This is a genomic window from Nocardia sp. NBC_00403, assembly GCF_036046055.1.
Taxonomy (GTDB): domain Bacteria; phylum Actinomycetota; class Actinomycetes; order Mycobacteriales; family Mycobacteriaceae; genus Nocardia.
The window spans coordinates 2,378,109-2,404,819 of record NZ_CP107939.1; the positions used below are offsets into that span (position 1 = coordinate 2,378,109).

General features: G+C 66.7%; 27 protein-coding genes and 1 riboswitch. Of the genes, 17 read left to right on the top strand and 10 right to left on the bottom strand.

What is annotated here, in order from left to right:
- The first annotated feature begins 147 nt into the window (after positions 1-147).
- From OHQ90_RS10315 to OHQ90_RS10330, 4 genes are all read left to right on the top strand, one after another.
- Entirely contained in the window at positions 148-906 is a 759-nt protein-coding gene (locus OHQ90_RS10315; RefSeq protein ID WP_442941365.1) for an alpha/beta fold hydrolase, read from the top strand.
- Between the two features lie 97 nt (positions 907-1,003).
- A complete protein-coding gene (locus tag OHQ90_RS10320; protein ID WP_328409467.1) occupies positions 1,004-1,204 on the top strand; it encodes a hypothetical protein in 201 nt (66 codons plus the stop codon).
- Positions 1,205-1,228: 24 nt separating this feature from the next.
- Entirely contained in the window at positions 1,229-2,320 is a 1,092-nt protein-coding gene (locus OHQ90_RS10325) for a sucrase ferredoxin (RefSeq protein WP_442941366.1), read from the top strand.
- A 417-nt stretch (positions 2,321-2,737) separates the two neighbouring features.
- Entirely contained in the window at positions 2,738-3,226 is a 489-nt protein-coding gene (locus OHQ90_RS10330) for a hypothetical protein (protein WP_328409469.1), read from the top strand.
- A 43-nt stretch (positions 3,227-3,269) separates the two neighbouring features.
- On the opposite strand, the gene OHQ90_RS10335 is transcribed toward OHQ90_RS10330, so the two are convergent.
- Complete coding sequence (locus OHQ90_RS10335; RefSeq protein WP_328409471.1) at positions 3,270-4,253, bottom strand: SDR family NAD(P)-dependent oxidoreductase; 984 nt, start codon at positions 4,251-4,253, stop codon at positions 3,270-3,272.
- Positions 4,254-4,387: 134 nt separating this feature from the next.
- Between OHQ90_RS10335 and OHQ90_RS10340 the strand changes: the two genes are divergently transcribed.
- Both OHQ90_RS10340 and OHQ90_RS10345 read left to right on the top strand, forming a co-directional pair.
- Positions 4,388-4,843: a hypothetical protein gene (locus OHQ90_RS10340; protein WP_328409473.1), complete on the top strand. Its 456-nt coding sequence runs from the start codon at positions 4,388-4,390 to the stop codon at positions 4,841-4,843.
- Between the two features lie 93 nt (positions 4,844-4,936).
- A complete protein-coding gene (locus tag OHQ90_RS10345) occupies positions 4,937-8,281 on the top strand; it encodes an error-prone DNA polymerase (protein WP_328409475.1) in 3,345 nt (1,114 codons plus the stop codon).
- Between the two features lie 3 nt (positions 8,282-8,284).
- Here OHQ90_RS10345 and OHQ90_RS10350 read toward each other — a convergent pair whose 3' ends face one another.
- Positions 8,285-8,446 (bottom strand): nuclear transport factor 2 family protein, encoded by a 162-nt coding sequence (locus tag OHQ90_RS10350; protein ID WP_328409477.1) that lies wholly within the window; start codon positions 8,444-8,446, stop codon positions 8,285-8,287.
- A 160-nt stretch (positions 8,447-8,606) separates the two neighbouring features.
- Here OHQ90_RS10350 and OHQ90_RS10355 point away from each other — a divergent pair, with 160 nt between their 5' ends.
- Entirely contained in the window at positions 8,607-9,650 is a 1,044-nt protein-coding gene (locus OHQ90_RS10355) for a DUF4349 domain-containing protein (RefSeq protein ID WP_328409479.1), read from the top strand.
- Positions 9,613-9,843, top strand: a complete 231-nt coding sequence (locus OHQ90_RS10360; RefSeq protein ID WP_328409481.1) for a DUF167 domain-containing protein — start codon at positions 9,613-9,615, stop codon at positions 9,841-9,843. Before OHQ90_RS10355 ends, OHQ90_RS10360 begins: the two co-directional genes overlap by 38 nt.
- A 33-nt stretch (positions 9,844-9,876) precedes the next feature.
- Here the strand turns inward: OHQ90_RS10360 and OHQ90_RS10365 are convergent, their stop codons facing one another.
- The gene (locus OHQ90_RS10365) at positions 9,877-10,341 is read right to left on the bottom strand and encodes a tRNA (cytidine(34)-2'-O)-methyltransferase (RefSeq protein WP_328409483.1); all 465 of its coding nucleotides are present in this window, start codon (positions 10,339-10,341) and stop codon (positions 9,877-9,879) included.
- A 105-nt stretch (positions 10,342-10,446) separates the two neighbouring features.
- Entirely contained in the window at positions 10,447-10,992 is a 546-nt protein-coding gene (locus tag OHQ90_RS10370) for a carboxymuconolactone decarboxylase family protein (protein ID WP_328409485.1), read from the bottom strand.
- A gap of 300 nt (positions 10,993-11,292) precedes the next feature.
- Here OHQ90_RS10370 and OHQ90_RS10375 point away from each other — a divergent pair, with 300 nt between their 5' ends.
- Positions 11,293-11,538: a DUF3017 domain-containing protein gene (locus OHQ90_RS10375; RefSeq protein WP_328412754.1), complete on the top strand. Its 246-nt coding sequence runs from the start codon at positions 11,293-11,295 to the stop codon at positions 11,536-11,538.
- A gap of 122 nt (positions 11,539-11,660) precedes the next feature.
- Here the strand turns inward: OHQ90_RS10375 and OHQ90_RS10380 are convergent, their stop codons facing one another.
- Positions 11,661-12,308: a nitroreductase family protein gene (locus OHQ90_RS10380; protein ID WP_328409487.1), complete on the bottom strand. Its 648-nt coding sequence runs from the start codon at positions 12,306-12,308 to the stop codon at positions 11,661-11,663.
- 69 nt (positions 12,309-12,377) lie between these two features.
- On the opposite strand from OHQ90_RS10380, the gene OHQ90_RS10385 reads away from it, so the two are divergent.
- Complete coding sequence (locus tag OHQ90_RS10385; RefSeq protein WP_328409489.1) at positions 12,378-12,755, top strand: winged helix-turn-helix transcriptional regulator; 378 nt, start codon at positions 12,378-12,380, stop codon at positions 12,753-12,755.
- 173 nt (positions 12,756-12,928) lie between these two features.
- Positions 12,929-13,261, top strand: a complete 333-nt coding sequence (locus OHQ90_RS10390; protein ID WP_328409491.1) for a hypothetical protein — start codon at positions 12,929-12,931, stop codon at positions 13,259-13,261.
- Between the two features lie 4 nt (positions 13,262-13,265).
- On the opposite strand, the gene OHQ90_RS10395 is transcribed toward OHQ90_RS10390, so the two are convergent.
- On the bottom strand, positions 13,266-13,988 hold the full coding sequence (locus tag OHQ90_RS10395; RefSeq protein ID WP_328409493.1) for an oxygenase MpaB family protein: 723 nt from the start codon (positions 13,986-13,988) through the stop codon (positions 13,266-13,268).
- Here OHQ90_RS10395 and OHQ90_RS10400 point away from each other — a divergent pair.
- Positions 13,978-14,265 carry a hypothetical protein gene (locus OHQ90_RS10400; protein ID WP_328409495.1) on the top strand — a complete coding sequence of 96 codons (288 nt, stop codon included), beginning with the start codon at positions 13,978-13,980 and terminating at the stop codon, positions 14,263-14,265. The two genes, OHQ90_RS10395 and OHQ90_RS10400, sit on opposite strands and share 11 nt — an antisense overlap.
- Before the next feature lie 63 nt (positions 14,266-14,328).
- Here OHQ90_RS10400 and metX read toward each other — a convergent pair whose 3' ends face one another.
- The 3 genes from metX to OHQ90_RS10415 all read right to left on the bottom strand — a co-directional run bounded on the left by metX (position 14,329) and on the right by OHQ90_RS10415 (position 17,837).
- The gene (gene metX, locus OHQ90_RS10405; protein WP_328412755.1) at positions 14,329-15,414 is read right to left on the bottom strand and encodes a homoserine O-acetyltransferase MetX; all 1,086 of its coding nucleotides are present in this window, start codon (positions 15,412-15,414) and stop codon (positions 14,329-14,331) included.
- A 74-nt stretch (positions 15,415-15,488) separates the two neighbouring features.
- Positions 15,489-16,838, bottom strand: coding sequence for a bifunctional o-acetylhomoserine/o-acetylserine sulfhydrylase (locus tag OHQ90_RS10410; RefSeq protein WP_328409497.1), 1,350 nt, complete (start codon positions 16,836-16,838; stop codon positions 15,489-15,491).
- Between the two features lie 86 nt (positions 16,839-16,924).
- Positions 16,925-17,035, bottom strand: a riboswitch (SAM riboswitch).
- Positions 17,036-17,087: 52 nt separating this feature from the next.
- Positions 17,088-17,837, bottom strand: coding sequence for a TetR/AcrR family transcriptional regulator (locus tag OHQ90_RS10415; protein ID WP_328409499.1), 750 nt, complete (start codon positions 17,835-17,837; stop codon positions 17,088-17,090).
- Between the two features lie 134 nt (positions 17,838-17,971).
- On the opposite strand from OHQ90_RS10415, the gene OHQ90_RS10420 reads away from it, so the two are divergent.
- Both OHQ90_RS10420 and OHQ90_RS10425 read left to right on the top strand, forming a co-directional pair.
- On the top strand, positions 17,972-19,465 hold the full coding sequence (locus tag OHQ90_RS10420; RefSeq protein ID WP_328409501.1) for an MFS transporter: 1,494 nt from the start codon (positions 17,972-17,974) through the stop codon (positions 19,463-19,465).
- A gap of 360 nt (positions 19,466-19,825) precedes the next feature.
- Positions 19,826-21,043, top strand: a complete 1,218-nt coding sequence (locus tag OHQ90_RS10425) for an NADP-dependent isocitrate dehydrogenase (RefSeq protein ID WP_328409502.1) — start codon at positions 19,826-19,828, stop codon at positions 21,041-21,043.
- 146 nt (positions 21,044-21,189) lie between these two features.
- Here OHQ90_RS10425 and OHQ90_RS10430 read toward each other — a convergent pair whose 3' ends face one another.
- Positions 21,190-22,083, bottom strand: coding sequence for an NAD(P)-dependent oxidoreductase (locus OHQ90_RS10430; RefSeq protein ID WP_328409504.1), 894 nt, complete (start codon positions 22,081-22,083; stop codon positions 21,190-21,192).
- A gap of 124 nt (positions 22,084-22,207) precedes the next feature.
- Here OHQ90_RS10430 and OHQ90_RS10435 point away from each other — a divergent pair, with 124 nt between their 5' ends.
- From OHQ90_RS10435 to OHQ90_RS10445, 3 genes are all read left to right on the top strand, one after another.
- Positions 22,208-23,209, top strand: a complete 1,002-nt coding sequence (locus OHQ90_RS10435) for a helix-turn-helix domain-containing protein (protein WP_328409506.1) — start codon at positions 22,208-22,210, stop codon at positions 23,207-23,209.
- A gap of 203 nt (positions 23,210-23,412) precedes the next feature.
- Positions 23,413-24,555 (top strand): MFS transporter, encoded by a 1,143-nt coding sequence (locus OHQ90_RS10440; protein WP_442941455.1) that lies wholly within the window; start codon positions 23,413-23,415, stop codon positions 24,553-24,555.
- A gap of 218 nt (positions 24,556-24,773) precedes the next feature.
- Positions 24,774-26,705 carry a primary-amine oxidase gene (locus OHQ90_RS10445; protein ID WP_328412756.1) on the top strand — a complete coding sequence of 644 codons (1,932 nt, stop codon included), beginning with the start codon at positions 24,774-24,776 and terminating at the stop codon, positions 26,703-26,705.
- The last annotated feature ends 6 nt before the right edge of the window (positions 26,706-26,711 follow it).

Consider the following 26,711-nt stretch of genomic DNA (forward strand, 5'->3'; position numbering starts at 1 on the left):
TAGCGAGTCCGCACTCGTCCTGATGATCAAGCCCCGGGCTGTTGCGGAGGTGCTCCTGGGACTCGGTGTGGTCGATGGTGCGTCTGGGAGTGATACCCGCAACAAGTCGGGAGTCGGTGCCTGGTGCCCTCGGTATCCTCGGAGATCGTGGATCCGACCGTGAGCCGGGCTGTGCTCGATGACGTACAGATCGCCTACCGGGATTTGGGGGCGGTCTCGCTCGATGCCGTTCCGGTAGTGCTCGTGCACGGCATGGGTGGGGATGGGCATACCTGGGATCGGTTCGCGCACACGTTGGTGCAGGCGGGCCGCCGGGTGATCATCCCCGACCTGCGCGGGCACGGCCGCAGTTCCCACACCGACTCCTACCTGTTCGGCGAATTCGGCGCCGATGTGCTGAAACTGTGTGACCGACTCGGTCTGAGCACCGTGGACCTGGTCGGACATTCGCTCGGCGGCTACGCGGTGTCCTGCGTTGCGCAGGAACGGCCGGAATTGGTACGACGTCTCGTCATCGAGGAATGCCCGCTGCCGCTGCGCTCCGGGGACGAAGAAATGACGCTGACCCGCCGCTTTCCGACCGTGCCCGAACTCTGGCACGCCGCTACCAGCCTGATCCGGCACCCACGCGCAGTGCTGGCTTTCGACCGTTCGATGACGCGGACCGCGCTGGAACAATTCCGCAAACCCCACCCGGAATGGTGGGACCGGTTGCGTGACATCACCGCACCGACCCTGGTGCTGCGCGGTGGCCCCGGCGGCATGGTCGACCCGGAGAAACTGGCCATCATGCGTACCGGCATCCCGGACTGCACAGTCACGGCGTTCTCCTGCGGCCACAGCATCCACCGCGACCGCTACCGTGAATTCGAGGCCGCCGTCCTTCCGTTCCTCGCGATGTACTGAGGAATCCATCCTCTTTCTCGCAGGAGTTAGTCAACAGAAGTTGCTTATTGCCGTCGATGCGGTATCGGCACTGCCAGGCAAGATCTACAGTAAAGCGATGTCCGCACTCGACCATTCGGTCTTGTTCTTTCTTGACGAGCAGTCGTTCCGTGCTCGGCTCGTGGACAACCACGCCTCGGTGGACGGGGTATGGCCGAGATTCGGCGACAAGGGACTGGTGCACGTTTCGCTGAACCAGATGCGAGCGCGGCGTATCGAGAAGTTCGTGCTGAAGTTCGCCGATGGCAAGCTGGGCTGACGTGGCACGGGTCGTGACGCGCCGATGAGCGGATTCGAGGGCATGTTGTGTTCGGCGGCGACCGCCGATATTCCATTGCCGGGTACCGCGACTCGGGTGACCGGCTGGCTGTGCGTCGAGCAGCCGGGTGCGTGGGGCCGCGATGTCATCGGTGACGAGGTGCTCGGGCCGGAGATCACTGCCGAACTGGCGGCCCGCACCAAGGCGGCGCAGGTCCGTCCGACGCTGATCCGGCGGCCGGGGCGCAGTGAATTCACCGGTGCCAGAACGGTTTTGATCGCAAGCTCGCGGCCAGAGGGTTCGTGGTGCGAACGCTTCGAGATCACCGATCTGAAGCAGCTGCTCGACCTGGATCTGCACTCGCTCAACGGTCCGCCACCGGGAATCGGTGCACCCGTCGACGATCCGCTCGTCCTGGTGTGCGCCCACGGAAAACGCGACCAATGCTGTGCGCTGCTCGGCCGCCCGATCGCCGCGAGCCTGGCCGCCGAATACCCCGGCCGCGCGTGGGAGTGCTCGCACACCGGCGGCCACCGCTTCGCCCCCGCTGTGGTCCTGCTGCCCTCCGGCCTGACCTACGGCCGTCTCGATGCCGCCGGCGCGAGGCAAGCGATCGAAGCCGCCACCCGCGGCGAGGTCTCGATGACCGGTCTTCGCGGCCGCAGCTGCTACAAGCCCATCGAACAGGTCGCCGAACTCGCTGTGCGCGAACAGATTTCCGCAGCTACCGACGAACTCGCCGTACAACTCGAGCCCACCGCAACTACCTTCGGCCCGATGGGTGCCTCGATGGAGTCTGCGTCGGGTTCTGTGCCGGTGGGTGCCTCGGCAGAGTCTGTGCCGGCCTCTGCGTTGGTCGAGGGCTCGGCAGGGTCTGTGTCGGCCTCCGCGCAGGTCGGTGCTCCGGTGGCGCCCACGACCGCCCCCACGGTGGCGAGTGCCTCGGCCGACCCGACGCTGGCAGGCGCAGCGGTGGTCACTCACCGTGATGGCCGTCGTTGGCGTGTGACTGCACGCTCGGTGGCCTTCGCTCCACGTCAAGCCAGTTGTGGCGCGGCGCCGAAGCCGGTGACCGCGGTGGTCGCCGACGAAATCCAGCTTCTCGCCGACGATTAACGCTCGGGATCGCCGAATCTCGAGTGGCGGGTAACCTACGGGCCGCTGGAGTGTTCGCCGAGGGAGGGCTTGATGACAAATCCAATGTGGGGGCCGAATATGCAAGGGGCACTGCCTCATCCGGGTGGACAGCACTCGCATCCCGGCGGAAATCCCGTGCCGCCGGGTTTTCAACCGCCGCCGGGATATGAGCAGCCTGTGCCCGGGCTCCAGCCGCCGCCCGGATACCAGTCGCCGCCGGGGTATCAGTCGCCGTCGCCCGGGTATCAGCCTCCTGCTCCGGGGTATCAACCGTCGCAGCCGGGGTATCAGCCTCTTGCGCCCGGGTACCAGCACCCCCCGCAACCTCCCGAGCCTCATGGTGCACCACCGCAGCAGCCTCCTGCCCTTGACCCCACCGCGACGGGGAGCCCGGCGGTGCAGGCGTATCTCGCGGCGGTCGCACATCACATGGCCGGTGGCCGGATGCAGATCTCGCAGAACTGGATCGGTCAGGTGTGGAGCCTGATCGGCATCGCCTCGGCCGTCGAAACGCCGGTCAATCCGATGACGCTCACGATCTGCGTCGCCACTGTGGCCGAGGTGTCGCCTGCCGCGCTCGCCGACTTTCCGCGCCAGGTAGACGGTTTCGCGCGGTCCCTGCGCAGGCAGAGCGTGTTCGGGGTGAAGGGCGGCACGATGGCCGTCGCCGCGCTGGTGTCCGAACGCGTGCATCCCGGCGTTCTGAAGAAGTTGACCAATAAGCCGATGAGTTTCGGTTCGATAGTCGTGCCCGCGGTGGTCGACCTCGGGGCCGGGCAGCTGCACATCGCCGCCAACACCCCGTTCTTCGGCATGGCTATGTGGGGCGCCGTCCGCGCGCAGGCGCGCAACTATCTCCCGGAACCGCGCCTGGTACTGGGCTGATCGCTGCGGCGCCATCGCCCCCTGCGCGATGGCGCGGCAGCGCTCACCAGTGGGTGCCGGGAACCCAGCGGGCGGCGCGGCGCAGCGCGGTGCCGGTGACGCGGCGTGCCGTCGACTGTGGACGTGGCTCGCGTTGGGGGGTAAGGGTTTCCGGTATTTCCTCCGGGTCGGATTCCATTTGCTCACCCTTGGCCGCGGGAGAGTCGGGCAGTGCGCGGTAATAGCGGTGCAGGATGCGGTCGCGGATCTTGGGGGTGAGCAGGGCGCCGTATTCGGCGAAGGTGCCCAGTGGCACATCGATGCGCTTGGGGCGTTCGGTGAGCGCGCGCACGATGGTGGCCGCCGCCCATTCCGGGGACTCGGCCGGGCCCTGATCGCCGCTCGGGGTGATCATCGGAGTGCGCACCAGCGGCATGTGGATGGTGGTGAAAGTGACACCGTCGGCCATGGTTTCGACCGCAGCCACCTCGGTGAACTTGTCCAGCGCTGCCTTGCTCGCGAGATATGCGGCGAAGCGCGGGGTGGCCACCTGCACACCGGCGCTGCTGATATTGACGATGTGGCCGAACTTGCGTTCCCGCATCTGCGGCAGCAGGGCAAGCGTGAGCCGCAGTGCGCCGAAGTAGTTGACCGCCATGGTGCGTTCGAAATCGTGCAGCCGGTCGGTGGAGCGGTGGATGGCGCGGCGGATGGAGCGGCCGGCATTGTTGACCAGCATGTCGACGTGACCGTGTTCGTCGAGGATGGCCTTGACGACCTGGTCGACGGATTCGGAATCGGTGATGTCGCACTGATATCCGTAGGCGATGCCGCCCTCGGCTCTGATTTCTTCGACCACGGTCGTGAGTTCGTCGCCACGGCGCGCGAGCAGGAACACGATGGCTTTCTTGTCCGCGACGGCAAGTGCCGCCGCCCGGCCGATGCCGGAGGAAGCGCCGGTGATGAGGATGTGTCGGCCGGTGAGGTCGCGGCGGTTGCGCCGGGCCGGACCGCGCGGGCCGGTGTCGTCAGCGGATGCTCGGGTCATCGCTGCTCCTTTGCAGGTCGATTTGGCACGAACTTACTCTTAAGTAAGTTTACCTGCCAAGTGGGGCCCGTCACAGCAGGGCTCGCGTTCGAACGCATCTCGAATCCTTCGAACATATGTGCGATACTCTGCGCATGGCGGACGATCGGATGGCGGAAGTATTTGCCGCGGTGCGGCTCGGAAGTGGGAACCCGGAGGCGGCCCGGCGGCTGCTCGAGGAGCTGTGGATCGAGATCGGTGCCGGCGGAGATCCCTTGCACCGCTGCCTGATTGCGCATCATCTTGCCGATCTGCAAGACACCGCCGACGGGGCGCTGCTGTGGGATCAGCGCGCGCTCGCCGCGGTATTCGGTCCCGGCGTTCCGCTCGACGAAGGGCTCCGCGGTTTCCTCCCCGCGCTGTATCTCAGCCTGGCTGACAGTCATCGCCGCGTCGGCGATTTCGACACCGCCCGTATGCAATTGGCCATCGCCCGCGGCCATCTCGACATCCTCGCCAACGACGCCTACGGCGCCGTGATCCGGGCCAAGCTCGACCGGGTCGGGGCCGCGCTGACCGCCGCGTCGAAAGAGTCGCTGCCGGCCGGCTGACCTGCGGCGACGGGTGAATCTCCGAGATCGCTGCCCCGTTGCCCCTTCTTAATCTTTCGAATGTATGTTCGAGAATTGAGGAGGTGATATGTCATGGGTTGGAGCAACGGTCCACCGACCTGGGCGGAGCTGGAGCGGGTGCTGTCCGGGCGTCCCGGCCGGACCAACCCGGAGGCGATGTACCCCGGCGACGGCGGCGACAGTCCGGCGTGGTCGCGCAAGCGCGGCGCGTATCGGGCCGAGCCGGTCGAACCCGCCGAGGGGCCGGTGGTGCCGTATGCGGAGTTGCACGCGCATTCGGCCTACAGCTTCCTGGACGGGGCGAGCCAGCCGGAGGAACTGGTGGAGGAGGCGGTCCGGCTCGGGTTGGCGGCGATCGCGCTCACCGACCACGACGGCTTCTACGGAACCGTGCGCTTCGCGGAGGCGGCCAAGGAATGGGGGATGCCCACGGTCTTCGGCGCGGAGCTGTCACTCGGTGCGCAGCGGCAGGCGGCGGCGCAGGCCGCAGGCGCGGATTCGGCGCCGCGCACCGGCTCGCCCGACCCCGCCGGTCCGCATCTGCTCGTACTCGCCAGGGGCCAAGAGGGGTATCGGCGACTATCGCGTGAGATCGCGGCCGCCCACATGGCCGCGGGGGAGAAGGGCATTCTCCGCTACGACCTCGACGCGCTCACCGCTGCGGCGGACGGGCACTGGCACATCCTGACCGGTTGCCGCAAAGGCCATGTCCGCCAAGCCCTCGAGCGTGACCTCGGTGCGGGCGACACTCGCCTCGCCGAGGCGGAAGCGGCCCTGCGCGATCTGATGGCACGGTTCGGCGCCGACCGGGTGAGCGTGGAGCTCACTCACCACGGCATTCCGGAGGACGACGAGCGCAACGCCCATCTCGTCGCGCTGGCCGACCGGCTCGGTCTACCCGTGCTGGCCACCACCGGAGCGCATTTCGCCGGACCCGGCCAGCGTCGCCGCGCCATGGCGCTCGCGGCGATCAGGTCGCGCCGGAGCCTGGACGAGATCGCAGGCTGGCTGGCTCCCACCGGCGGTGCACACTTGCGCTCCGGCGCGGAGATGGCGCAGCTGTTCGCCGCCTGTCCGCAGGCGGTGGCGAACGCGGTGGCGCTCGCCCGCGAATGCGCCTTCGATCTGAAGTTGATCGCACCGAGGTTGCCGCCGTTCGATGTGCCCGCTGGACACGACGAGAAGTCGTGGCTGCGTGAGCTGACACTCGCGGGCGCTGCCGACCGATATGGTCCACGAGCGGGAAATCCCCGGGCATACCAGCAGATCGAGCACGAGCTCGCCGTGATCGACAAGCTGGAGTTCCCCGGCTACTTCCTGGTGGTGCACGACATCGTCACCTTCTGCAAGGACAACGACATCCTGTGCCAGGGCCGTGGTTCGGCGGCCAACTCGGCGGTCTGCTACGCGATCGGCATCACCAATGTCGACCCCGTCGCCAACAATCTGCTGTTCGAACGGTTCCTCTCCCCAGAGCGCGACGGCCCGCCCGATATCGATGTCGACATCGAATCCGATCGCCGTGAGGAGGCGATCCAGCACGTCTACACCAAATACGGTCGTGACTATGCCGCTCAGGTGGCCAATGTGATCACCTACCGCGGTAAGTCCGCGGTGCGTGATGCCGCACGCGCACTGGGCTTTTCGCCGGGCCAGCAGGATGCGTGGAGCAAACAGGTGAGCCGCTGGACCGGCGTCGGTGGCGAGACCGGCACCGACATTCCCGCGGAGGTGCTCGAGTTGGCCACCGAAATCGAGGGTTTGCCGAGGCATCTGGGCATCCACTCCGGCGGCATGGTGATCTGCGACCGGCCCATCGCCGATGTCTGCCCGGTAGAGTGGGCGCGGATGCCCGGCCGCAGTGTGCTGCAGTGGGACAAGGACGATTGCGCCGCGGTCAATCTGGTGAAGTTCGATCTGCTCGGCCTCGGCATGCTCTCCGCACTGCACTACATGATCGATATGGTGCGCGAGCACAAGGAGGAGACGGTCGAGCTGCACAAGCTGGACCTGAAGGAAGCCGCCGTCTACGAAATGCTGTCGCGCGCCGACTCGGTGGGCGTTTTCCAGGTGGAGTCACGCGCTCAGATGGCCACGCTGCCCCGGTTGAAACCGCGGAAATTCTACGACCTGGTCGTGGAGGTGGCGCTGATTCGACCGGGTCCGATCCAAGGCGGCTCGGTACACCCCTACATCCGCCGCCGCAACGGGCTCGAAGAGGTGACCTATGACCATGAGGCCCTGCGGAATTCGCTCGCGCGTACCCTCGGCGTACCGCTGTTCCAGGAGCAGCTCATGCAGATGGCCGTCGATGTCGCCGGTTTCACCGCCGCCGAGGCCGACCAGCTGCGCCGCGCCATGGGTTCCAAACGCTCCCCGGAGCGCATGGAGCGACTCAAGGACCGGCTGTACGAGGGGATGCGCGAGCTGCACGGCATCACCGGCGAGATCGCCGACCGGATCTACGAAAAGCTCTATGCCTTCGCGAATTTCGGCTTTCCGGAAAGCCATTCGCAGAGCTTCGCCTCGATCGTGTTCTATTCGTCGTGGTTCAAGCTGCACCATCCCGCGGCGTTCTGCGCCGGTTTGCTGCGCGCCCAGCCGATGGGCTTCTACTCTCCGCAGTCGCTGGTCGCCGATGCCCGCAGGCACGGGGTGCTCGTGCACGGTCCCGACATCAACGCCAGCCGCGCCGAACCGACTCTCGAGCAGCGCGGCACCCAGGTGCGCCTCGGCCTCGCGGCAATCCGCCACATCGGCGCCGATCTCGCCGAACGCATTGTCGCGGCCCGCGGGTCGGTGCCGTACACCTCCTTCGTCGACCTCACCGGCCGCGTGGAACTCACTGTCACTCAAGCGGAGTCACTCGCCACGGCGGGCGCGCTCGGCAGCCTCGGCAGCACTCGCCGCGAGGCGCTCTGGGCGGCGGGCGCCGCCGCGGGTGAACGTCCCGATCGCCTGCCCGGCACCGGCGCCGCCACCACCGCCCCCGCCTTGCCCGGCATGAGCGAGCTCGAACTCGCCGCCGCCGACGTCTGGGCCACCGGCGTCTCACCTGGCAGCTACCCCACCGAATTCCTGCGCCCCCAACTCGACGCCCTCGGTGTCATCCCCGCCTCCGGCCTGCTCGCCGTCCCCGACGGCTCCCGAGTCCTGGTCGGCGGCGCCGTCACCCACCGGCAGCGCCCCGCCACCGCCGCGGGCGTCACCTTCCTCAACCTGGAAGACGAAACCGGCATGGTGAACGTCGTCTGCTCGGTGGGCCTGTGGACCCGTTACCGCCGCCTGGCCCAGGGCGCCCCTGCTCTCCTCATCCGCGGCCGCGTCCAGAACGCCGAAGGTGCGGTCAGCGTGGTCGCCGAGCATCTGCAGCGCATGGACCTGCGTATCGAGGCGAAGTCTCGCGACTTCCGTTGACGCTCAGAACATTCCGTTCTGGTTGACGGAATCCGCCGGGATCGGCTGGATGACATCCCAATGTTCGGCGAGCTTTCCGCCGTCGAGCCGGAAGATATCCATGATCGCCAGGCCGCCGCCGACGACGCGGCGTCGGTCACGCTCGATCTGCGTGCGGCAGTCCACGGTGCGGTATCGATCCGACTCAACCAGCCGGACCAGCCGTGGCCGCCGCTCACCGATCAGATCGAAAGGTTCCTCGTCAGGCTGGTCGGCGTCGCACCGGCGGGATAACCCGGGTGGCGAGCTCGGTGACCGAACTCACTGCAGCGGCTAGTCTTCGGTCATGCGCAAGCTTGCTGTCGTGATGACCGGCCTGCTGGGTTTGACGTTGCTCGTCGGGTGCGGTGACGACAACGGCAGCTCCGCCTCGGATGGGTCGACCATGGCCACCGCCGTCGCTCCCGCACCCGCGATCGCGCCGCCAGGGCTGCGCGAACAAGGCCCGGCGACGAAACAGGACAACCGTGGGCAAGGCGGTGCGTCGATCACGCTGCGTAAGGAGGTCGTCACCGGCAGCGTGTCCCTCACCGCGAGCGACCCGGTCGGCACCGCCGGCAAGGTTGCCGATCAGGTGCGGCTGCTCGACGGCCGGATCGATAGCCGCACCGAACAACCGGGCAGCGACGACGTCGACCCGAGCGCCACGCTCACGGTGCGGGTGCCCTCGGACAAGACGGACAAGTTCATCGACGGCCTCGGCGGCCTCGGCCGCGTCACCCAGGTGAGCACCAACCGCGATGACGTCACAATGCGGTGGGAAGACCTCGACGCGCGGATCAAGGCGCTCCAGGCCTCGGTCGACCGGCTGCGCGCACTCATCGCCGGCGCAACAAGCACCGCGGATCTCATTGCCGCCGAAAGCGCTTTGTCCAGCCGCCAAGGCGAACTCGACAGTCTCACCGCGCAGAAACGTCACCTCGACGACCAGGTCTCGCTGTCCACGTTGACCATCGACATCACCACCGCAGACAAGAAGTCCGACGACGACGGGCCGACCAATTTCTGGGACGGCATCGTCTCGGGTTGGCACTCGCTGATGGACTGGCTGAAGGACGCGGTTGTCTTCAGCGGCAAGGCAATTCCGTGGCTCGGTTTCCTCGTGGTCGTCGGCGCGGTGGTCTGGGGCATCGTGCGCATCGTGCGGCGGCCCGGCCGGAAACCAGGTGCGACGGCTACGGAAGAATCGGCCACGCCGAAGAAACCGGCGGTCGCGGCGGAATCGGTGCCCGAACCGAAGGCTGCGGCCACCTCGAAGAGCCCCGATACCAGCGGCGAGACAGGAGCGGCAGGTGTCGACAGTGGTAAGGGCGACGATAAAACCGAATAGCCGTAAAGGCCCGCTCGTCGAAACCCTCGACGACGGCACTCTGCAGCTGTACGTCCGCGCCCCCGCCGTCGAAGGCAAGGCGAACAAGGCCGCCATCGAGCTGCTTGCCGAGCACTACGGCGTTCCCAAATCCGCTGTCCGCCTGGCCGCCGGCGCGACCTCGCGCTTCAAACGCTTCGAAGTCGACCTCTGAAATTCGTGGGCTCCCGGATAAGGGACGAGGCGTTTACACCCCGCCGGGAAAACCGAGTTGCCGCCAAGCTTCGTACACGGTGACCGCGGCTGCGTTGGACAGGTTCATCGACCGCCGCCCCGGCAGCATGGGAATCCGCAACTGCTCAGTGATATGCGAGTCGGCAAGCACCTCCGTGGGCAGACCGGTTGGCTCGGTGCCGAACAACAGCACATCCCCCTTCCGATAGGTCACCTCGGTGTAGTGCGTCCGGGCCTGCGTAGTGAACGCGAACACTCGCTCGGGCCGCAGCGCCTGCCACGCCGCCGCCAAATTCTCGTGCACCGTCACCGAAGCCAGATCGTGGTAGTCCAACCCGGCCCGTCGCAGCTTCGACTCCGAAAGGTCGAACCCCAGCGGTTCGACCAAATGCAGCTCACACCCGGTCCCGGCGGCCAGTCGGATCGCATTGCCGGTATTCCCCGGGATGGCAGGCTCGTGAAACATCAATCGGAACACCAGGCCAGTCAATCAGGTTCTGTTGCAGCCAACTTGTTTGCCTACCGTCGGCGATCGCAGGATCGGCCATGCACGCGGGTGCGTCGGCTGTGCGCCGGAGAAGCCCTACTCGGCAGGCCGCTCCGGCAGGGCGCAGGCCATGCCGTCCGCCATTCCGGTTGGACGCACGCCGAGGCCCTGGTTGAGGCGGGCCCGTTCGTTCTCCCAGGCGATGGTGGTGGCCAACTCGGTGACCTGTGCCTTGGTCAGCTGTGCCAGCAAGGCGGTGCGCAGGTCGTCGAGCTCGGTGGCCGGGGTCGCGGTCATGGCTTCGGCGAAGGAGATGACGAGTCTCTCCAGGTCGCTGTAGGCGTCGCTGGTTCGGTAACGCGGCAGGTCGGTGAGTTGCTGCTCGGTGAGGCCGCTCGACCGGGCCACCGCGGAGCCGATGTCCAGGCAGAACTCGCAGTTGACAAGGCCGGCGGTTTTCAATTCGGCAAGGTCCTTGAGCTTCGGATCCAGTCGATTGCTGAACAGCATGGCCGTCTCGTACCCGATCGTGCTCATCAGGACCTGTGGTCGTCGGATGAGCCAGCCGAGTAGATCGGACCGGTTTCGCTTCGCCTGCCGAATCGCGAGCAGGGTTTGTCGAATCCGTGCGAATGCCTTCATTGCCGGGACCTCCTTGCGTCGGATCAACCCACCGTACCTCGAAACTACGCTCCGTAGTAGAAACTTTCCACGCTCCGAAACGGTGGTGCCGGTCGGCGGCGCGGCCTTGTTTACGCCGGACATCTCATCGAGGTCGAAGGCGTCGCCGTCGTCGAATAACTCACGGTGGGATGACCGCTGTCTGTGACCGGCCGCCTGGTGTCTGCAAGAATCGGTGCCGTGACCGACGTGGACGCCTCTGCCGCCGACCGGCAGTCCGGTAGGAACCGGGGTGAGCAGTTCCTGCGCTCTCACCTGCCGATGGTCATCGTGGCGGTGGTCATCGTGCTCGCGGTGATTTTTGTCGCCTCGGATCGCTGGCGTCGTGGGGCGCTGTTCTTCGGTGGCGCGACGCTGCTGGCTGCCGCCTTCCGGCTGTGTCTGCCGACGGCTCGGGTCGGCCTGCTCGCGGTGCGCAGCAAGCCCTTCGATGTCGCGACCTTGAGCATCCTGGGCACCCTGATCGTCTTCATTGCCGCGACGATCAACACCCTCGGCGTCGGCTGACGGGGCAGCGCTCGCGTCGGATTCGTGGCTGGGAGTGACGGAGCGGCATTTCAGGTGGGCGCAAGGTCGTTCGGTTGTCCTCGCCGATGTCGTCGGCGAGGACGACGCCCGCATCGGCTAGTTCACCGGTCGGCGGGGTAGCGCTCGGCGAACACGGTGTGCTCGCGCGGGCGGCGACCGGGGTGCGGTGGGTTGGCGTCGCTGTAGCCGAGGGTGACCATGACCGTGATGGCGAGGTCGGGGCGGTCGTCGATGCCGATGGCCTTCTTGACGAGGTCCGGGTCCCAGCCGTTCATCGGCGCCGAGGACAGGCCGAGGCTGGTGGCGGCGAGCATGACGTAGGTTGCCGCGATCATCGCATTCTTCACGGCGTTCTCGCGGATCAGCCCGCGTTGGTGCAGCGAGTGGAATTCGGCGCGGGAGTCGAACATCGCGGTGAACTCCGCGTTCCATGCGCCGTTGCGGCCCGCCAGTTCGGCGATGTCGGTATTGCTCGCCTCCCAGGCTGCCGTCTCGGCGACGAAGACCAGCACCACCGGCGCCTCCAGCGGTTGCGGCTGACCGAAGGCGGCGGACGACAGGTTGTGGCGGCCGGACTCACTGGTCACCACCACGATCGAACGGTCTTGCATATTCCACGCGGTGGGCGCCTCGACCGCCAGATCCAGCAGCTCCTCGAGCAGTTCCCTCGGCACCGGGTCCGGGCGGTAGTGGCGCGTGGTGCGGCGGGTGCGAATGGCGTCGGGAACCGAAAGTGTCTGTGTTGTCATGATTCTTACTATCGGAGAGTTACTCTCCAATGTGAAGACGGCACTTGAAAGTGCGTTACACTCGAAGACGTGCGTACGATCCATGAGGCCAGTGGGCTGCCTGCCGATGTCTACTCGGCGAAGTGTCCTACCCGGCAGCTCCTCGACCAGGTCGCGGGTAAGTGGACGGTGTTGATCGTGGATGCCCTCGCCGACGGGACCATGCGCTACACAGACCTGTACCGCCGCATCGATGGCGTCTCGCAGAAGATGCTCACGCAAACTCTGCGTCAGCTCGAAACGGACGGATTCGTCACGCGCACAGCACATCCCACCATTCCGCCGCGCGTCGACTACGACCTCACGGAGCTGGGCCACAGCCTGCGCACTCCGATCGCGGCGCTGCGCGAGTGGATCGAGACCAATATCAACCGGGTCGAGGAGGCCAGGCGTCTCGCGGCAGGCTGAGGCCGGTGCGGATATCGCGACCCGATCCACGCCAGGTGTCTCAGGTAGTAAACTGAAACCTCCGGCTCGCAATGGTTTTCATGAGCTATAGCTCGGATGCCTGGCGAGTCCGAGGCCGTCCGGGAACCCGACGGTCCGGTCCGATGCAGCGACTCCAGTGCAGGGGAAACGGCATGAGTGATACCGATGGCGGGAGCGGCGAGGCGCATTCGCTGTGGACCGTGGTGGCCTTCGACGACAACGGCCGCGAGGGCGCGCCGCTCGTGGGGACCGCCATGGCGGGCGATCTGGATATGGCGGCGGGGCTGGTCTGCGCGTATCTACCCGTCCTGGAACAGGATTCGAAGGGCTACTACCTGGTCGCCACGCGCAGCAGGGCGGGCGCGGGTCGGTTGGCCGGCTGCCCCGCGCGGCCTGCGTGGATCAGTAAGCCGTTTCGCAACGGTGCGGAATGGGCGACAGGACCGTGGAGCGTGCTGGAGGATGATCGCGCGCCGGAGGGGTAGTGCCCTATCTCGCTTCGGCCACGACCGCGCGTCCGCTGCGCGCACCGTAGCGGCTGCGCGCCTGTGCCGGTGTGATCGTCTCGAGCTCGGCGGGCGGTGCTCCCTTCAGGTGCTGTTCGAGGATCTGACCCGCCATCGGAGCGATGAACGGCGCCGAGGCAATGAGGCCGTAGGAATTGAACGCGGACGCGCCCCACACGATGATCCGCGCGGCGGGGCGGACCAGCAGATCCACGATGCGCGGCCGATCGAACCCGCCGAGCTTGCGCATCCACTTCGGCAGCGTGGCGACCGAAGCCAGCGACAGTAGCCTGCTGCCCGCGAAATAGCTGAGGCCCGCACCGTTGCGCAGTGAGGTCCACAACAGGTGGTGCATGCCCTCCTCGGCGCGCTCGGAGGTGCACAGTCGCGGGCGGACCCTGGCGAAGTACACGCGCACCTCCTCGCGGGAGTGCGGCACGTCTTCCGGCTTGCAGGTCTGCAGTTCGGCTGCGATCGCGCACTCGTGCCAGTAGCGCGTCTCCTCCTCTGGAGACAGCGGGCCGGGCCCGAACATTTCGTAGGCCTCGAGTACCGAGTGCCAGCCAGTGATGTGGATCCACAGCTGGCTCTCCGGGCTGTTGGCGCTGTAGCGCGTCCCGCTTCCGGTTGTCGCAGCCTCGGCGACGGTCGAGGCGTTCGTCGGTGTGACACTGGAGAATCCGACACGCTGGCGATTGATTCTCACCGCGCCGGGCAATGCTCCCGGCGAATACCGTGACGCGCTGCAGAATTCGCGTGCGGGCATCTTCGATCAGGCCGAGGCGCTGGTCCGCATGGGCACCGCGCTCGAGCCGCGGTGGGCGGGTGTGGATTCCGCGCTGCTCACCAACTCGCTGCTGACCATCGCCGAGATGCTCGGCCGATTGGCGGTCAGTGAGCCCGACGTCTATCCCAGAGAGCGGCTGCAGGCCTACGTGCGTTCCATCGTCGGTCTGCTCGTCGGCGCACCCGTCGCCGAATAGGCTTGGGACAAGGTATTTCGTATGCCCGGCAACCAGTGCCCGGGCTCGCCGAAATAACGGGTGTCAGTCGACCGGCTTGCGGTGCACCCGAGCCAGCCGCATCGTCTCGGTCAGCAGCTTCGACACCGCGGCCGCCTCGGTGAGGAACCCGTCGTGGCCGTCGCGCGAATGCACGATCTCCAGTCCATCGCAGCCGGGCAGCCCATCGGCGAGTTCCTGCTGGGTGCGCAGTGGATAGAGCCGATCGGAGTCGACGCCGCCGACCACACACGGCACCGGCGTCGCGGCAAGCGCGGCCTCGACCCCGCCGCGCCCGCGCCCGATGTCGTGCCGGTTCATCGCCTCGGTGAGCAAGACGTAGGTGGCCGGATCGAAACGGCTACAGAGCTTATCGGCCTGATGGTCCAGATAGCTCTGCACCGCATAGCGGCCGCCGCGCCACGGATCCTCGTCGCCCTGTGCGTTGTTCTCGAAGCGGTGATCCAGCTCGGACTCGGTCCGATAGGTCAGGTGCGCGATGCGCCGTGCGATGCCCATGCCGGTCGTCGGGGCGCGATCGGTGTCGTGATAGTCGCCGCCCTGCCAGTCGGGGTCGGCCTTGATCGCGGCGATTTGCGTTGTCTGCGTGCCGATCTGGTCGGCGGTGGCGCGCGCGCCGACGGCGAGCACCAGGGCGGCGCCGACCCGACCCGGGGTGCCGACCATCCACTCCAGCACTCGCATGCCGCCCATCGACCCGCCGACGACCGCGGCCAGCCTTTCGATGCCGAGCAGATCCATCAGCGCCACTTCCGCGTTCACCTGATCGCGGATCGAAATCTCCGGAAACCTTGCACCCCATGGCTTTCCGTCCGGAGCCAGCGAGGTGGGTCCGGTGCTGCCCATGCAGCCGCCGAGCACGTTCGCCGCGATGACACACCACTCGTCGGTGTCGATCGGCGCGCCGGGGCCGACCATGCCGTCCCACCACCCCGGCAGCGGATGGATGTCGTCCGGGCGTCCGATCACATGCGAGTCGCCGGTCAGCGCGTGCTCGACCAGCACCACGTTGTCCAGCGTGGGGGAGAGCTCACCCCAGCGCTGCACGGCCAGGTGCACGTCCTGGACGAGTGCGCCGTTCTCCAGCCGCACGTCCCCGATGGCGATCATGCCGAGCCGCCCGTCCGGCGGTGGCAGGGCCACCGCCGCGGCGGGTCGCACGGCACTCGGTTCGGCGCGCACGGTCACGTCGCCGCCGCCGCGAAACCGGCTCGCAGATCGGCGAGGATGTCGTCGATTCCCTCGATGCCCACCGCCAGCCGAACCAGCCCCGGCGTGACGCCGGAGGCCAACTGCTCCTCGGGTGTCAGCTGCGAGTGCGTGGTCGAGGCGGGATGGATCACGAGAGAACGCACATCACCGATGTTAGCGACATGACTGTGCAGGGCTAATGCGTCCACGAACTTCTTGCCCGCATCGACACCGCCGCTGAGCTCGAACGCAACAATCGCGCCCGGCCCCTTCGGTGCGAGCTGCTTGGCGCGCTCGTGCCACGGCGAGGACGGTAGGCCCGCGTAGTACACCGCTTCGACGGCGGGCTGGCCGGTCAGGAACTCGGCCACCGCCTGCGCATTGGCGACGTGGCGCTCCAGGCGCAGGCTCAGCGTCTCGACGCCCTGACTGATCAAGAAGGCGTTGAACGGCGACACCGCGGCACCGAGGTCGCGCAGCAGCTGCACGCGAGCCTTCAGCGCGTACGCGGGTGCGCCGAGGTCGGCGAACACCGCACCGTGATAGCTCGGGTCCGGTGTGGTGAAACCCGGGAACCGCGGCTCGCCCTGCTCGTCATGCACGGTCCAGTCGAACGTGCCGCCGTCGACGATCACACCCGCGACCGCGGTGCCGTGGCCGCCCAGGTACTTGGTCGCCGAGTGCACGACGATGTCGGCACCGTGCGCGAGCGGCTGGATCAGGTACGGGGTGGCGACCGTGTTGTCCACGATCAGTGGCAGTCCGTTGGCATGCGCGATCGCGGAGATTCCCGGGATGTCGAAGATGGCGCTGCTCGGGTTGGCGATGGTCTCGCCGTAGAACGCCTTGGTGTTCGGCCGGATGGCCGCACGCCACTGCTCCAGGTCGTCGGGGTCCGCCACGAAGGAGACCTCGATGCCGAGCTTGGGCAGCGAGTAGTGGAAGAGGTTGTAGGTGCCGCCGTAGAGGTGCGGACTGGACACGATGTGGTCGCCTGCCGAGGCCAGGTTGAGGATCGCGTAGGTCTCCGCGGCCTGTCCCGAGGCCAGCAGCAGCGCGGCGACGCCACCTTCCAGGGCGGCGATGCGCTGCTCGACCACGCCCTGGGTCGGGTTCATGATCCTGGTGTAGATGTTGCCCGGCTCGGCGAGGCCGAACAACGCGGCCGCGTGATCAGTGTCACGGAAGGCGTAGGAGGTGGTCTGGTAGATCGGGAGGGCGCGGGCGCCGGTGGCCTCGTCCGGGGCCTGCCCCGCGTGGACCTGCTTGGTCTCGAAGGACCACTGCGTCGGATCGGATGCGATCGGATCGAGATCGGCCGCGGACGCGATGGGGTCACTCATGTCTTGCTCCAAAGGGGTTGTTCGCCAGAACTACTTGCTAATGGGATGTGGGCGACGGACAACAACACATTGGGGGTACCTCCTGAAGTGCGCGCTTGCTCTCGACTTTCGAGAGCCCGGTCATCACCCGGAGCACCCCACCGCAGCTGGAGGGTTGCCGTCCAGCAAGCCGGGGCTTCGCGCTGGCACTCATGACCTGATCGGCATCATAGCTGGCGGTCGGTCGACGATCGAAATCGTCGTCGAAACTCACCGGGTTGCGGCGGCCAAGGGGACGCAGCAGATGCGTACGAACTCGTCGAAGGTGGAGAGGAACGCGGCGCGGCCCGCCAAGGCCGCCGCCGCCGGATCGTGTTCGTCGAAGATGTCGACCGAACATTCCATCCCGAGCTGTCCGATCAGCTGCCAGGTGCCGACGATCAGGCGCACCTGCAACGAGTCGGGCTGGGTGTGGAGTCGTTGCGCGAGCACCTCGGCGATCGCGGCGGTCTTGTTGTCGGCGTGCTCGAGGCTGCGCGTACTGACCGACGGACTGCTGCGCAGGATGCGCTGCATTTGCTGGAACTGCCGGAACGACAGCATCCTGTCATTTCCATCTACCGCCTGGTCGATGGTCCGTAGGAAGGCCTCACGCAGCGCTTGCAGCTCGTTGCCGGTGACCGGGAGTCCGCGCAGGGTCTCGGCGACGGTGCGGCCGAAGTCCTTGATCGGCCCGAGGATGATGTCCTCTTTGCTGTCGAAATACCGGTTGATCGTGCGGGGTGAGACGTCGGCGGCATTCGCGATCTGCTCGACGGTGGTGGCATCGAAACCGTGCGCGTCGCAGAGGTCGAGTCCGACCTCGATGATGCGCAACCGGGTTTGCTGCTTCTTGCGCTCGCGCAGGCCGGCAGGCGCCGGATTTACAGCCCGGTCCTGGTCCGGGTCCTGGTTCGACTCGGCGCTGGCAGGGGAGTCCGCTGCTGCGCTCGCGCCGGTCGGCGTTGATGACTCGAGCATCCTTCCACTGTATCGCAACCGGGACTTTTCGTGTCGTTAGCGGTCAAATGTCGGATTGCGACATTTTTCCCTTGACGACAAATGTCTGACAATGACAGGATGGCGTCACGACTTCGAGTTTCAAGGAGATCAAGGTGACCGAGACTGCGACAGCGGTAGACGTTCCGGGAAAACAGGGCAGTTCGGCGCGCTGGTGGGCCCTGGGGGTGATCGCATTGGCCCAGCTCATGGTGGTGCTGGATGCCACCATCGTGACCATCTCGCTGCCGTTCGCACAACGTGATCTCGACATCAGTGATGGCAACAAGCAATGGATGCTCACTGCCTACACGCTGATCTTCGGCGGTCTGCTGTTGCTCGGCGGCCGGCTCGCCGACTACCTCGGCAGGCGCCGGATCTTCATTGTCGGTCTCGTCGGATTCGCGGCGGCTTCCGCGCTGGCGGGTCTCGCGCAGAACGGTGTGGAGCTGTTCGCCGGCCGCGCGCTGCAGGGCGCCTTCGCGGCTTTGCTTGCGCCGGCGGCACTTTCGCTGCTCTCGGTCACTTTCACCGAGGCCAAAGAACGCGCGACCGCGTTCGGTGTCTTCGCTGGAATCTCCGCGGGCGGGGCCGCGCTCGGGCTGATCGCGGGTGGCGCGCTCACCGAGTACGCCTCCTGGCGCTGGTGCCTGCTGGTGAACACCCCGATCGCCATTCTCGCTCTGGTCGGTGCGCTGGCCTTTGTGGTGAAGGACATACCGGCCCCGCGCACCGGCGGCTACGACGTGCCGGGTGCCGTCACCGTGACGCTCGGCCTGATCGCGATCGTGTACGGCTTCAGCCGCGCCGCCGACGACGGCTGGCTGGCGGGCAGCACCCTCGGGCTGATCGTCGCGGGTGTCGCGCTGCTGATCGCATTCGTCGCGATCGAGCGTCGTTCCTCGAATCCGCTGCTGCCGCTGCACATTCCGGGTGAGATCAACCGCGGCGGCGCCTTCCTCGCCGCGCTGCTCATCCCGATCGCGATGTTCGCGATGTTCCTGTTCCTGAGCTACTACTTCCAGATCACGCTCGGCTACTCCTCGCTGAAGGCCGGCTTCGCGTTCCTGCCGTTCCCCGCGGGTATCGCGATCTCCGCCGGTGTCACCAGTGCGCTGCTGCCGAAGCTCGGCCCGCGACCGCTGATGGTGGCGGGCTCCGTGCTCGGTGTCCTCGGTCTGCTGTGGCTGGCGCAGTTGAGCTATGGCGACAGCTACGCGGCGAGTGTGCTGCCCGCGCAGGTGCTGATCGCGCTCGGCATGGGTCCGCTGTTCGTCGGCATGCAGACCGTCGCGCTGCATCAGGTCGAGGAAGAGGACTCGGGTGTGGCAAGTGCCTTGCTGAACGCCGCGCAGCAGGTCGGCGGTGCGGTCGGCACCGCACTGCTGACCACCATCTCGGTGCAGACGGCCAAGTCGTTCGCGGAGGGCAATCCGACGCTCGACAACTTGGTCGCCCGTGCCTCGATCCACAGCTACGACGTGGCGTTCTACGTCGGCGCCGGTTTCTTCCTCGCCGCGGTCCCGGTGATCGCGTTCATGATCAGGGACAAGCCGCAGAACCTGATCGAGGGCTCCGAGGACGGCGCTCGGGTCCACGTCGGGGTCTGAGATCTTCCTCTCACGGCATCGGAAGTCCGCGTATCGCCTCCGCTCGGCGGCGATACGCGGACTTTCTTTTGCCCGCCGCAGGACACGCCGTGGTGACGGGGGCAACGCCGCGTCGGTCGTCGGCCCGCGAGTGATCGGGGCCACTCCCGACCTACTTGTCGGTAACCATTTCGGGCGCGCTCACTCGGGGGGCTGCCCGCGCGGTGAGATCCTCACCAGCAGTACGCTTGTCTTGTTTGCACCACACGTTCCGCGGACAACGCGGGGCATATACGTTGTCTTTGGAACAGCTGGGGTCCGCTCACAAGTGTTCGCCTGGCCGTGCAATGAGGGCACCATCCTAGGAGGACACGAAGATCCATGTCCAAGATCAAGGTTGAAGGCACCGTCGTAGAACTCGACGGCGACGAGATGACTCGGATCATTTGGCAGTTCATCAAGGACAAGCTGATCCACCCGTATCTCGACGTGAACCTCGAGTACTACGACCTCGGCATCGAGTACCGGGACAAGACAGACGACCAGGTCACCATCGACGCCGCCAACGCCATCAAGCAGCACGGCGTCGGCGTGAAGTGCGCCACCATCACCCCGGATGAGGCGCGCGTCGAGGAGTTCGGCCTGAAGAAGATGTGGCGGTCGCCCAACGGCACCATCCGCAACATTCTCGGCGGCACGATCTTCCGCGCCCCGATCATTATTTCGAACGTCCCGCGCCTGGTGCCCGGCTGGACCAAGCCGATCATCATCGGCCGCCACGCCTTCGGCGACCAGTACCGCGCCACCGATTTCAAGGTGTTCGAGGCCGGTACTGTCACCCTCACCTTCACCCCGGACGACGGCAGCGAGCCGATCGTGCACGAGGTCGTGAAAATGCCCGAGGACGGCGGCGTCGTGATGGGCATGTACAACTTCAAGAAGTCCATCGAGGATTTCGCGCGCGCGTCGCTCAACTACGGACTCGCGCAGAACTACCCGGTGTACATGTCCACGAAGAACACCATCCTGAAGGCCTACGACGGCATGTTCAAGGACACCTTCCAGGAGGTCTTCGACGCCGAGTTCAAGACCCAGTTCGACGCGGCGGGGCTCACCTACGAGCACCGGCTGATCGACGACATGGTGGCCTCCTCCATGAAGTGGGAGGGCGGCTACGTCTGGGCCTGCAAGAACTACGACGGCGACGTGCAGTCCGACACGGTCGCGCAGGGCTTCGGCTCGCTCGGCCTGATGACCTCGGTGCTGCTGACCCCGGACGGGCGCACCTGTGAGGCCGAGGCCGCACACGGCACGGTCACCCGGCACTATCGCCAGCACCAGCAGGGCAAGCCGACCTCGACCAACCCGATCGCGTCGATCTTCGCTTGGACCCGTGGTCTCGAGCACCGCGGCAAGCTGGACAACACCCCCGAGGTGATCGGCTTCGCGCAGACTCTCGAGGACGTCGTCATCAAGACCGTCGAAGGCGGGCAGATGACCAAGGACCTGGCCGCGCTCGTCGGCGGCGACCAGAGCTACCTGACCACCGAGGAATTCCTCGGCGCGCTCGACGCCAATCTGGCCCGCGCCCTGCGCTGACCGGACTCCCACCACTCCCGGCGCTGGAACATTCCGGCGCCGGGCGCGAACAAACGGGCACCCGCACCACGCCGCGGACGACTGCAGGCCGGTCGCTCGGATCGGCAAGTGGTACGGGTGCCCGAACTGTTTGCGGCTCGAGCCGGTCAACTCCGCTCGGAGACAGCGGCGCCGAGTAGACCACCGACGACGCGGGTGAAGCTGTCGGCGCCGTTGCCCAGTTCCGCCTGCTCGTCGAACATGCGCTGCAAGGGGTCGAGCAGGTCTGTCGCGACGCCCTGATCGCGGCTGGCGGTACGGATATTGCGCAGACCGGCCCGGTTGCCTGCCAGGTCGGAGAAATTGACCTCGAACTGCCGCGAATCGATCTCCTCGGCCAGGGTCGGCAGCACGTCGATGATCGAGCGCAGCCACGGCATCAAGAACGCTGCGGTGAACTCGCCCGTGGGGAAGCCCGCGCTGCCGACCATCGCCGCCGCTTGGAAGAAACCGCCGAACAGCCCGTACATCCCGGCCAATACCGCCATGTCGTGCAGTGCGGCGAGGCCGGCGTCCGCGCCGAGGTATTTCGCGGTGCCGAGCTCGGCGATGATGTCGCCGTGCGCGGCCTGCGCTTCGGGCGAGCCGCTGTACATGACCATGGTGTCCGGCGTGCCGAGTGTCTGGGGCACGCCGAGGATCCCGCCGTCCAGGTAGTGCCCGTCGCGCTCGGCGATCCAGGACGCCAACTCGCGTGCCTCGTCCGGGCGGCCGGTCGCCAGATTGAGGACAGTGCGCCCGTGCAGCGCCTCGGGAGCGGACGCGAGAATCGCAGCGCCGGCAGGGGTGTCGGCCGCCGTGACCACGATCAGCGCACCGGCGGCCACGGCCGCCGCGGGCGTCGCGGCGCGCACTGCTTCGAGTTCGTCCAGATGTGCGGCCTTGCCCGATGACCGGTTCCACACGGTGGTCGGGTGCCCGTTGCGCAAGAAGATCTCGGCGATCGTCGCGCCGATGCGGCCGAGGCCCAACACGGTGACCGATGTCCGATTGTCGTTCACGATTCCTCCGTCGATTCCTGAGTTCGGTTGGTTGGGCGCCCGAACTCAGTCTTCGCGCTCCGACGGAAAAACATCAGTGGCAGAACTGACGACAAGCGAACGATTACTGCCATAACATCGACTCATGACCGGTCGAACTGTCGCGTTGGCCGTCTCTCCCGGCGCGCTGCATCCGTGGGATCTCTACGAGCTGGGAGTGGTGGCCTCGATCTTCGGCACCCCGCAGCCGGATCTCTCCGACTCCTGGTACGAGCTGAAGGTCTGCGCGGTGACGCCGGAGCAGCACACCCAGCCGATCGGTTTCGGCACCTACCTGCGGGCCGAACACGGTCTCGCCGATCTACTGGCGGCCGACACCGTGATCGTGCCCTCGGTGGCTCACGACTTCGTGACCGCTGAACGCGAAATACCTCCCCAACTCGTCGCCGCGCTCGCCGCGGCGCACCGTCGCGGTGCCCGTATGGTCGCGCTGTGCGACGGGATCTTCGCCCTCGCCGCCGCGGGCATCCTGGACGGTCGGCGCGCCACTGTGCACTGGGAGCACGCCGAGGTCCTGTCCAGGCGCTATCCCGGCATCGAGGTCAACGAGTCGGTGCTCTACGTCGATGACGGGGACGTGCTCACCAGCGCGGGCATGGCGGCCGCCCTCGATCTGTGTCTGCACCTGGTCCGCCGCGACTTCGGCGCGGTGATCGCCAACCGGTTGGCGCGACGGATGGTGATCCCGCCGCACCGTTCCGGTGGGCAGGCGCAATTCGTCGAGCTGTCCATTCCGCCGCGGGCCGACGACGGCATCGGACCGGTGCTGCAGTGGGCCATCGCCAATCTCGACCAACCACTCTCCGTGGACGCGCTCGCGGCGAAGGCGAACATGAGTCCGCGCACCTTCTTCCGGCATGTGCAGCAGGCGACCGGCGCGACACCGATGCAATGGCTGCTCGGCCAGCGGCTGTCGCACGCCCAATCCCTCTTGGAATCCAGTGATTTCGGCATCGATCGGATCAGCAGCATGTCCGGTCTCGGCACGGCGGCCAACCTGCGCCGTCATTTCGCGAGCGTCATCGGTGTGTCACCCGCCGAGTACCGGCGCACCTTCGAACGCCGCGAGCCACTGCATTCCGACTGAGCGCCGGATTGCCCGGTGGCTGCCCGAAGGAGGTGTGTGCGGGATGACCTGCGCGATGTATCGACGCTGAGGTGGGCGAACTCACGTTTGCCCGGGAAGCGGAAGGGTCGGGCGGGCGGTTACATCAATACGTGACCAGTTCCGTAGCCCCGCCGCCCACCGCACCAGTCGAGGCCGAACGGAGGGATTGGCACCTCCCGGCGATGCTGGCGCTGGCGCTCGGCGGCTTCGGGATCGGGACGACCGAGTTCGTCACCATGGGGTTGCTGCCCGACATCGCGAGTGCCATGGGTGTGTCGGAGCCGACGGCAGGGCACGCGGTGTCGGCGTATGCGTTGGGTGTGGTCGTCGGCGCTCCACTGATCGCCGCCCTGTGCGCCCGGGTGCCGCGCAAGCGTCTGCTCGTTGTGCTGATGGTGGCGTTCACCATCGGAAATGCCTTGACCGTGCTCGCGCCGACGTTCGCAACCCTCGTTGTCGCACGTTTCATCGCCGGCCTACCGCACGGCGCCTATTTCGGCGTTGCGTCGCTGGCCGCCGCGACCCTCGCCCCGGTGGGGCAGCGTGCCAAGGCTGTTGCTGCGGTTATGCTGGGTTTGAGCGCCGCCAACGTTGTCGGCGTTCCCAGTGCCACCTGGCTGGGCCAGCATCTCGGCTGGCGGGACGCCTTCGTCGTGGTCGCGGCGATCGGAGTGGCGACTGTGGCCGCCCTTCTGCGTTACGTGCCGGAGCTCACCGGCATCAGAACCACCAACCCGATGACCGAACTCGGTGCGCTGCGCCGCCCGCAAGTTCTGCTGACTCTGCTCGTCGGCGCGGTCGGCTTCGGCGGCATGTTCGCCGTCTACACCTACATCACCACCACGCTCACCGACGTCGCCGGTATGCGAGCGGGTCTGGTTCCGCTTGTGCTCATGCTCTTCGGCCTGGGCATGGTGGCAGGCAACATCGTCGGCGGCGTCCTGGCCGACCGTGGCGTCGATTTCGCGATCTTCGCCGCCCTCGGTGCGATGGTCGTCATCCTCGCGGGATTCGTCGCCGCCGCACACAACCCGTACTCCGCCGCCCTCGGCGCGTTCCTCATCGGCGCCTCGGGCGCGGCACTGGCCCCTGCCCTTCAGACCCGGCTGATGGACGTCGCCGCCGACGCCCAAACCCTCGCCGCTGCCCTCAACCATGCCGCCCTCAACATCGCCAATGCCGCGGGCGCCTGGCTCGGCGGCCTCGTTATCGCCGCGGGCCTCGGTTACACCGCTCCCGCGACCGTCGGTGCGGGCCTCGCGGTACTCGGCGTCGTGCTGTTCACCATCACCGTCTGGACCTCGCGGCGCACTGTGCACTCCTGACGTTCCGTCGTCCGGGCGAGCCCCGGGGCTGGGTGTGGAAACGCCGTGGGGAAGGCACTACCCGCTCATGGTCTGCTGGTGCGTTGCTGCCCGTCACGGCTGACGCCTGTTGCGGCGCGGTCCGAACAGTGCCGGAAGAGTTGCTCGGCGTCGTAGGGTCGTCGTAGCGAAGTTGCAGCGAGCCCGTCACACCGAGGACCTTCGACCGGTAGGGAGCAATCGTGGCCGATACGTTCCATCCGCTCGATCCGCTGTCGTCCGATGAGTTCCGTCGAGTTGTCGCCGTGCTGACCCGTACGCACGGCGTCGGCCCCGGCTGGCGGTACGCGTCGATCGAACTCGCCGAGCCGTCGAAGCCCGAGATAGCAGCGTTCGATGCCGACGCAGTGGTGCCCGACCGCAACGCGCACGTGGTGTGTTTCGAGCGGGCCGAGAACAAGACCTACAAGGCGCTCGTCTCGCTGACCACCGACACCGTGCTGTCCTGGACGCACCTGCCTGGCGTGCAGGCGAACTTCACCCTCGACGAATGGGAGGAGGCCGACGCGGCGCTGCGCGCGCATCCCGAGGTGATCGCGGCCTTGGCCGCGCGGGGTATCACCGATATGAGTCTGGTGTTCATGGACACCTGGACCTACGGTGACGCGGTGCTTCCGCCGCAGTATCGAGGTCGCAGGCTCGGCTGGTCCGATACCTGGGTCAGGGCCGCCGACGGCGCGAACCCCTATGCCGGGCCGGTCAACGGATTCCACTGCATCATCGACATGAACACCATGGAGCTGCTCGAGATCGAGGACACCGGCACGGTCGACACACCGGAGATCATGGGCGAGTACGTCCCTCGCCACATCCCGGACCGGATTCGCGCCGCGAGCACCCGGCAACCGTTGCGCCCCTTGGAGATAACGCAGCCGGACGGGCCGTCCTTTTCGGTGGCGGGCAATAAGGTCGAGTGGCAGAACTGGTCGCTGCGCGTCGGTTTCAACTATCGCGAGGGCATGACACTGCATGCGGTGAAGTACAACGATGGCGGCCGGATCCGCTCGATCGCGAACCGGCTCTCTTTCGCGGAGATGATGGTTCCGTACCGGGATCACTGCACCGACCACTACCGCCGAACGGCCTTCGACATCGGTGAGTGGGGCATCGGATTCATGACCACCTCGCTCGAATTGGGCTGCGACTGCCTGGGCGAGATCCGCTACCTGGATGCGGTGGTGCACAACAGCAGTGGTGAACCCGTCACGATCAGGAACGCCATCTGTCTCCACGAAGAGGACAACGCCGTCCTGTGGAAACACGTCGACCATCACGCGGGCGCCGAGGTGCGTCGAATGCGCAGGCTGACAGTGTCTTCCCACGTCACCGTCGCGAACTACGAGTACCTCGTCTACTGGCGCTTCTACCAGGACGGCAATATCGAGTGTGAGGTCCGTGCGACCGGAATCATGGTTGTCGGTCACTTCCCGGCAGGCGGTGCGCACCCGCACGGCACATTGGTCGACCAGCGCACCTACGCGCCGTTCCATCAGCACTTTCTGGTTGCCCGCCTGGATCTCGACATCGACGGCACCGAGAACACGGTCTACCGCACCGAGACCGAGATCGTCCCGATGGGACCGGATAACCCCTACGGACTTTCCTTGCGGCAGAACAACACTCCATTGCGCACCGAAGCCGAAGGAAAGCAGGACTTCGACTGGTCGACCCAGCGCGCCTGGAAAGTGGCCAACGACAACACCACCAACGGACTGGGCACCGCACCGGCCTACAAGCTGGTACCGGGGGGCGCGATTCCGGCTATGTTCGATCCCCGATCGCCGATCCTCGCGCGCTGCAAGGCAATCGAGCACACCTTGTGGGTCACCCCGAATTCCCCGGACGAGCGCTGGCCCGCAGGCGAATTCGTCACCCAGAGCAAGGTCGATCACGGGCTGCCCGAGTGGACGGCGGCGAACCGGTCCATCATGAACACCGACGTAGTGCTCTGGTACATCTTCGGCATCCACCACATCACCCGCCCGGAGGACTGGCCGATCATGCCGGTGGACACGGTGAACTTCTGGCTCAAACCTGTCGGCTTCTTCGACCGCAATCCCGCGCTCGACGTCGCACCGACTCCGCCGAAAGCCTGCCACCAGAGCCCATGACAGCGC

Bases quoted from the DNA above. Each gene is read 5' to 3' on its own strand.
- OHQ90_RS10320 (WP_328409467.1), top strand. From the start codon at position 1,004: ATGTCCGCACTCGACCATTCGGTCTTGTTCTTTCTTGACGAGCAGTCG.
- OHQ90_RS10325 (WP_442941366.1), top strand. From the start codon at position 1,229: ATGAGCGGATTCGAGGGCATGTTGTGTTCGGCGGCGACCGCCGATATT.
- OHQ90_RS10335 (WP_328409471.1), bottom strand. From the start codon at position 4,253: ATGACCCGAGCATCCGCTGACGACACCGGCCCGCGCGGTCCGGCCCGG.
- OHQ90_RS10340 (WP_328409473.1), top strand. From the start codon at position 4,388: ATGGCGGACGATCGGATGGCGGAAGTATTTGCCGCGGTGCGGCTCGGA.
- OHQ90_RS10345 (WP_328409475.1), top strand. From the start codon at position 4,937: ATGGGTTGGAGCAACGGTCCACCGACCTGGGCGGAGCTGGAGCGGGTG.
- OHQ90_RS10355 (WP_328409479.1), top strand. From the start codon at position 8,607: ATGCGCAAGCTTGCTGTCGTGATGACCGGCCTGCTGGGTTTGACGTTG.
- OHQ90_RS10370 (WP_328409485.1), bottom strand. From the start codon at position 10,992: ATGAAGGCATTCGCACGGATTCGACAAACCCTGCTCGCGATTCGGCAG.
- OHQ90_RS10375 (WP_328412754.1), top strand. From the start codon at position 11,293: ATGGTCATCGTGGCGGTGGTCATCGTGCTCGCGGTGATTTTTGTCGCC.
- OHQ90_RS10380 (WP_328409487.1), bottom strand. From the start codon at position 12,308: ATGACAACACAGACACTTTCGGTTCCCGACGCCATTCGCACCCGCCGC.
- OHQ90_RS10390 (WP_328409491.1), top strand. From the start codon at position 12,929: ATGAGTGATACCGATGGCGGGAGCGGCGAGGCGCATTCGCTGTGGACC.
- metX (WP_328412755.1), bottom strand. From the start codon at position 15,414: ATGATCGCCATCGGGGACGTGCGGCTGGAGAACGGCGCACTCGTCCAG.
- OHQ90_RS10410 (WP_328409497.1), bottom strand. From the start codon at position 16,838: ATGAGTGACCCCATCGCGTCCGCGGCCGATCTCGATCCGATCGCATCC.
- OHQ90_RS10415 (WP_328409499.1), bottom strand. From the start codon at position 17,837: ATGCTCGAGTCATCAACGCCGACCGGCGCGAGCGCAGCAGCGGACTCC.
- OHQ90_RS10425 (WP_328409502.1), top strand. From the start codon at position 19,826: ATGTCCAAGATCAAGGTTGAAGGCACCGTCGTAGAACTCGACGGCGAC.
- OHQ90_RS10435 (WP_328409506.1), top strand. From the start codon at position 22,208: ATGACCGGTCGAACTGTCGCGTTGGCCGTCTCTCCCGGCGCGCTGCAT.
- OHQ90_RS10440 (WP_442941455.1), top strand. From the start codon at position 23,413: ATGCTGGCGCTGGCGCTCGGCGGCTTCGGGATCGGGACGACCGAGTTC.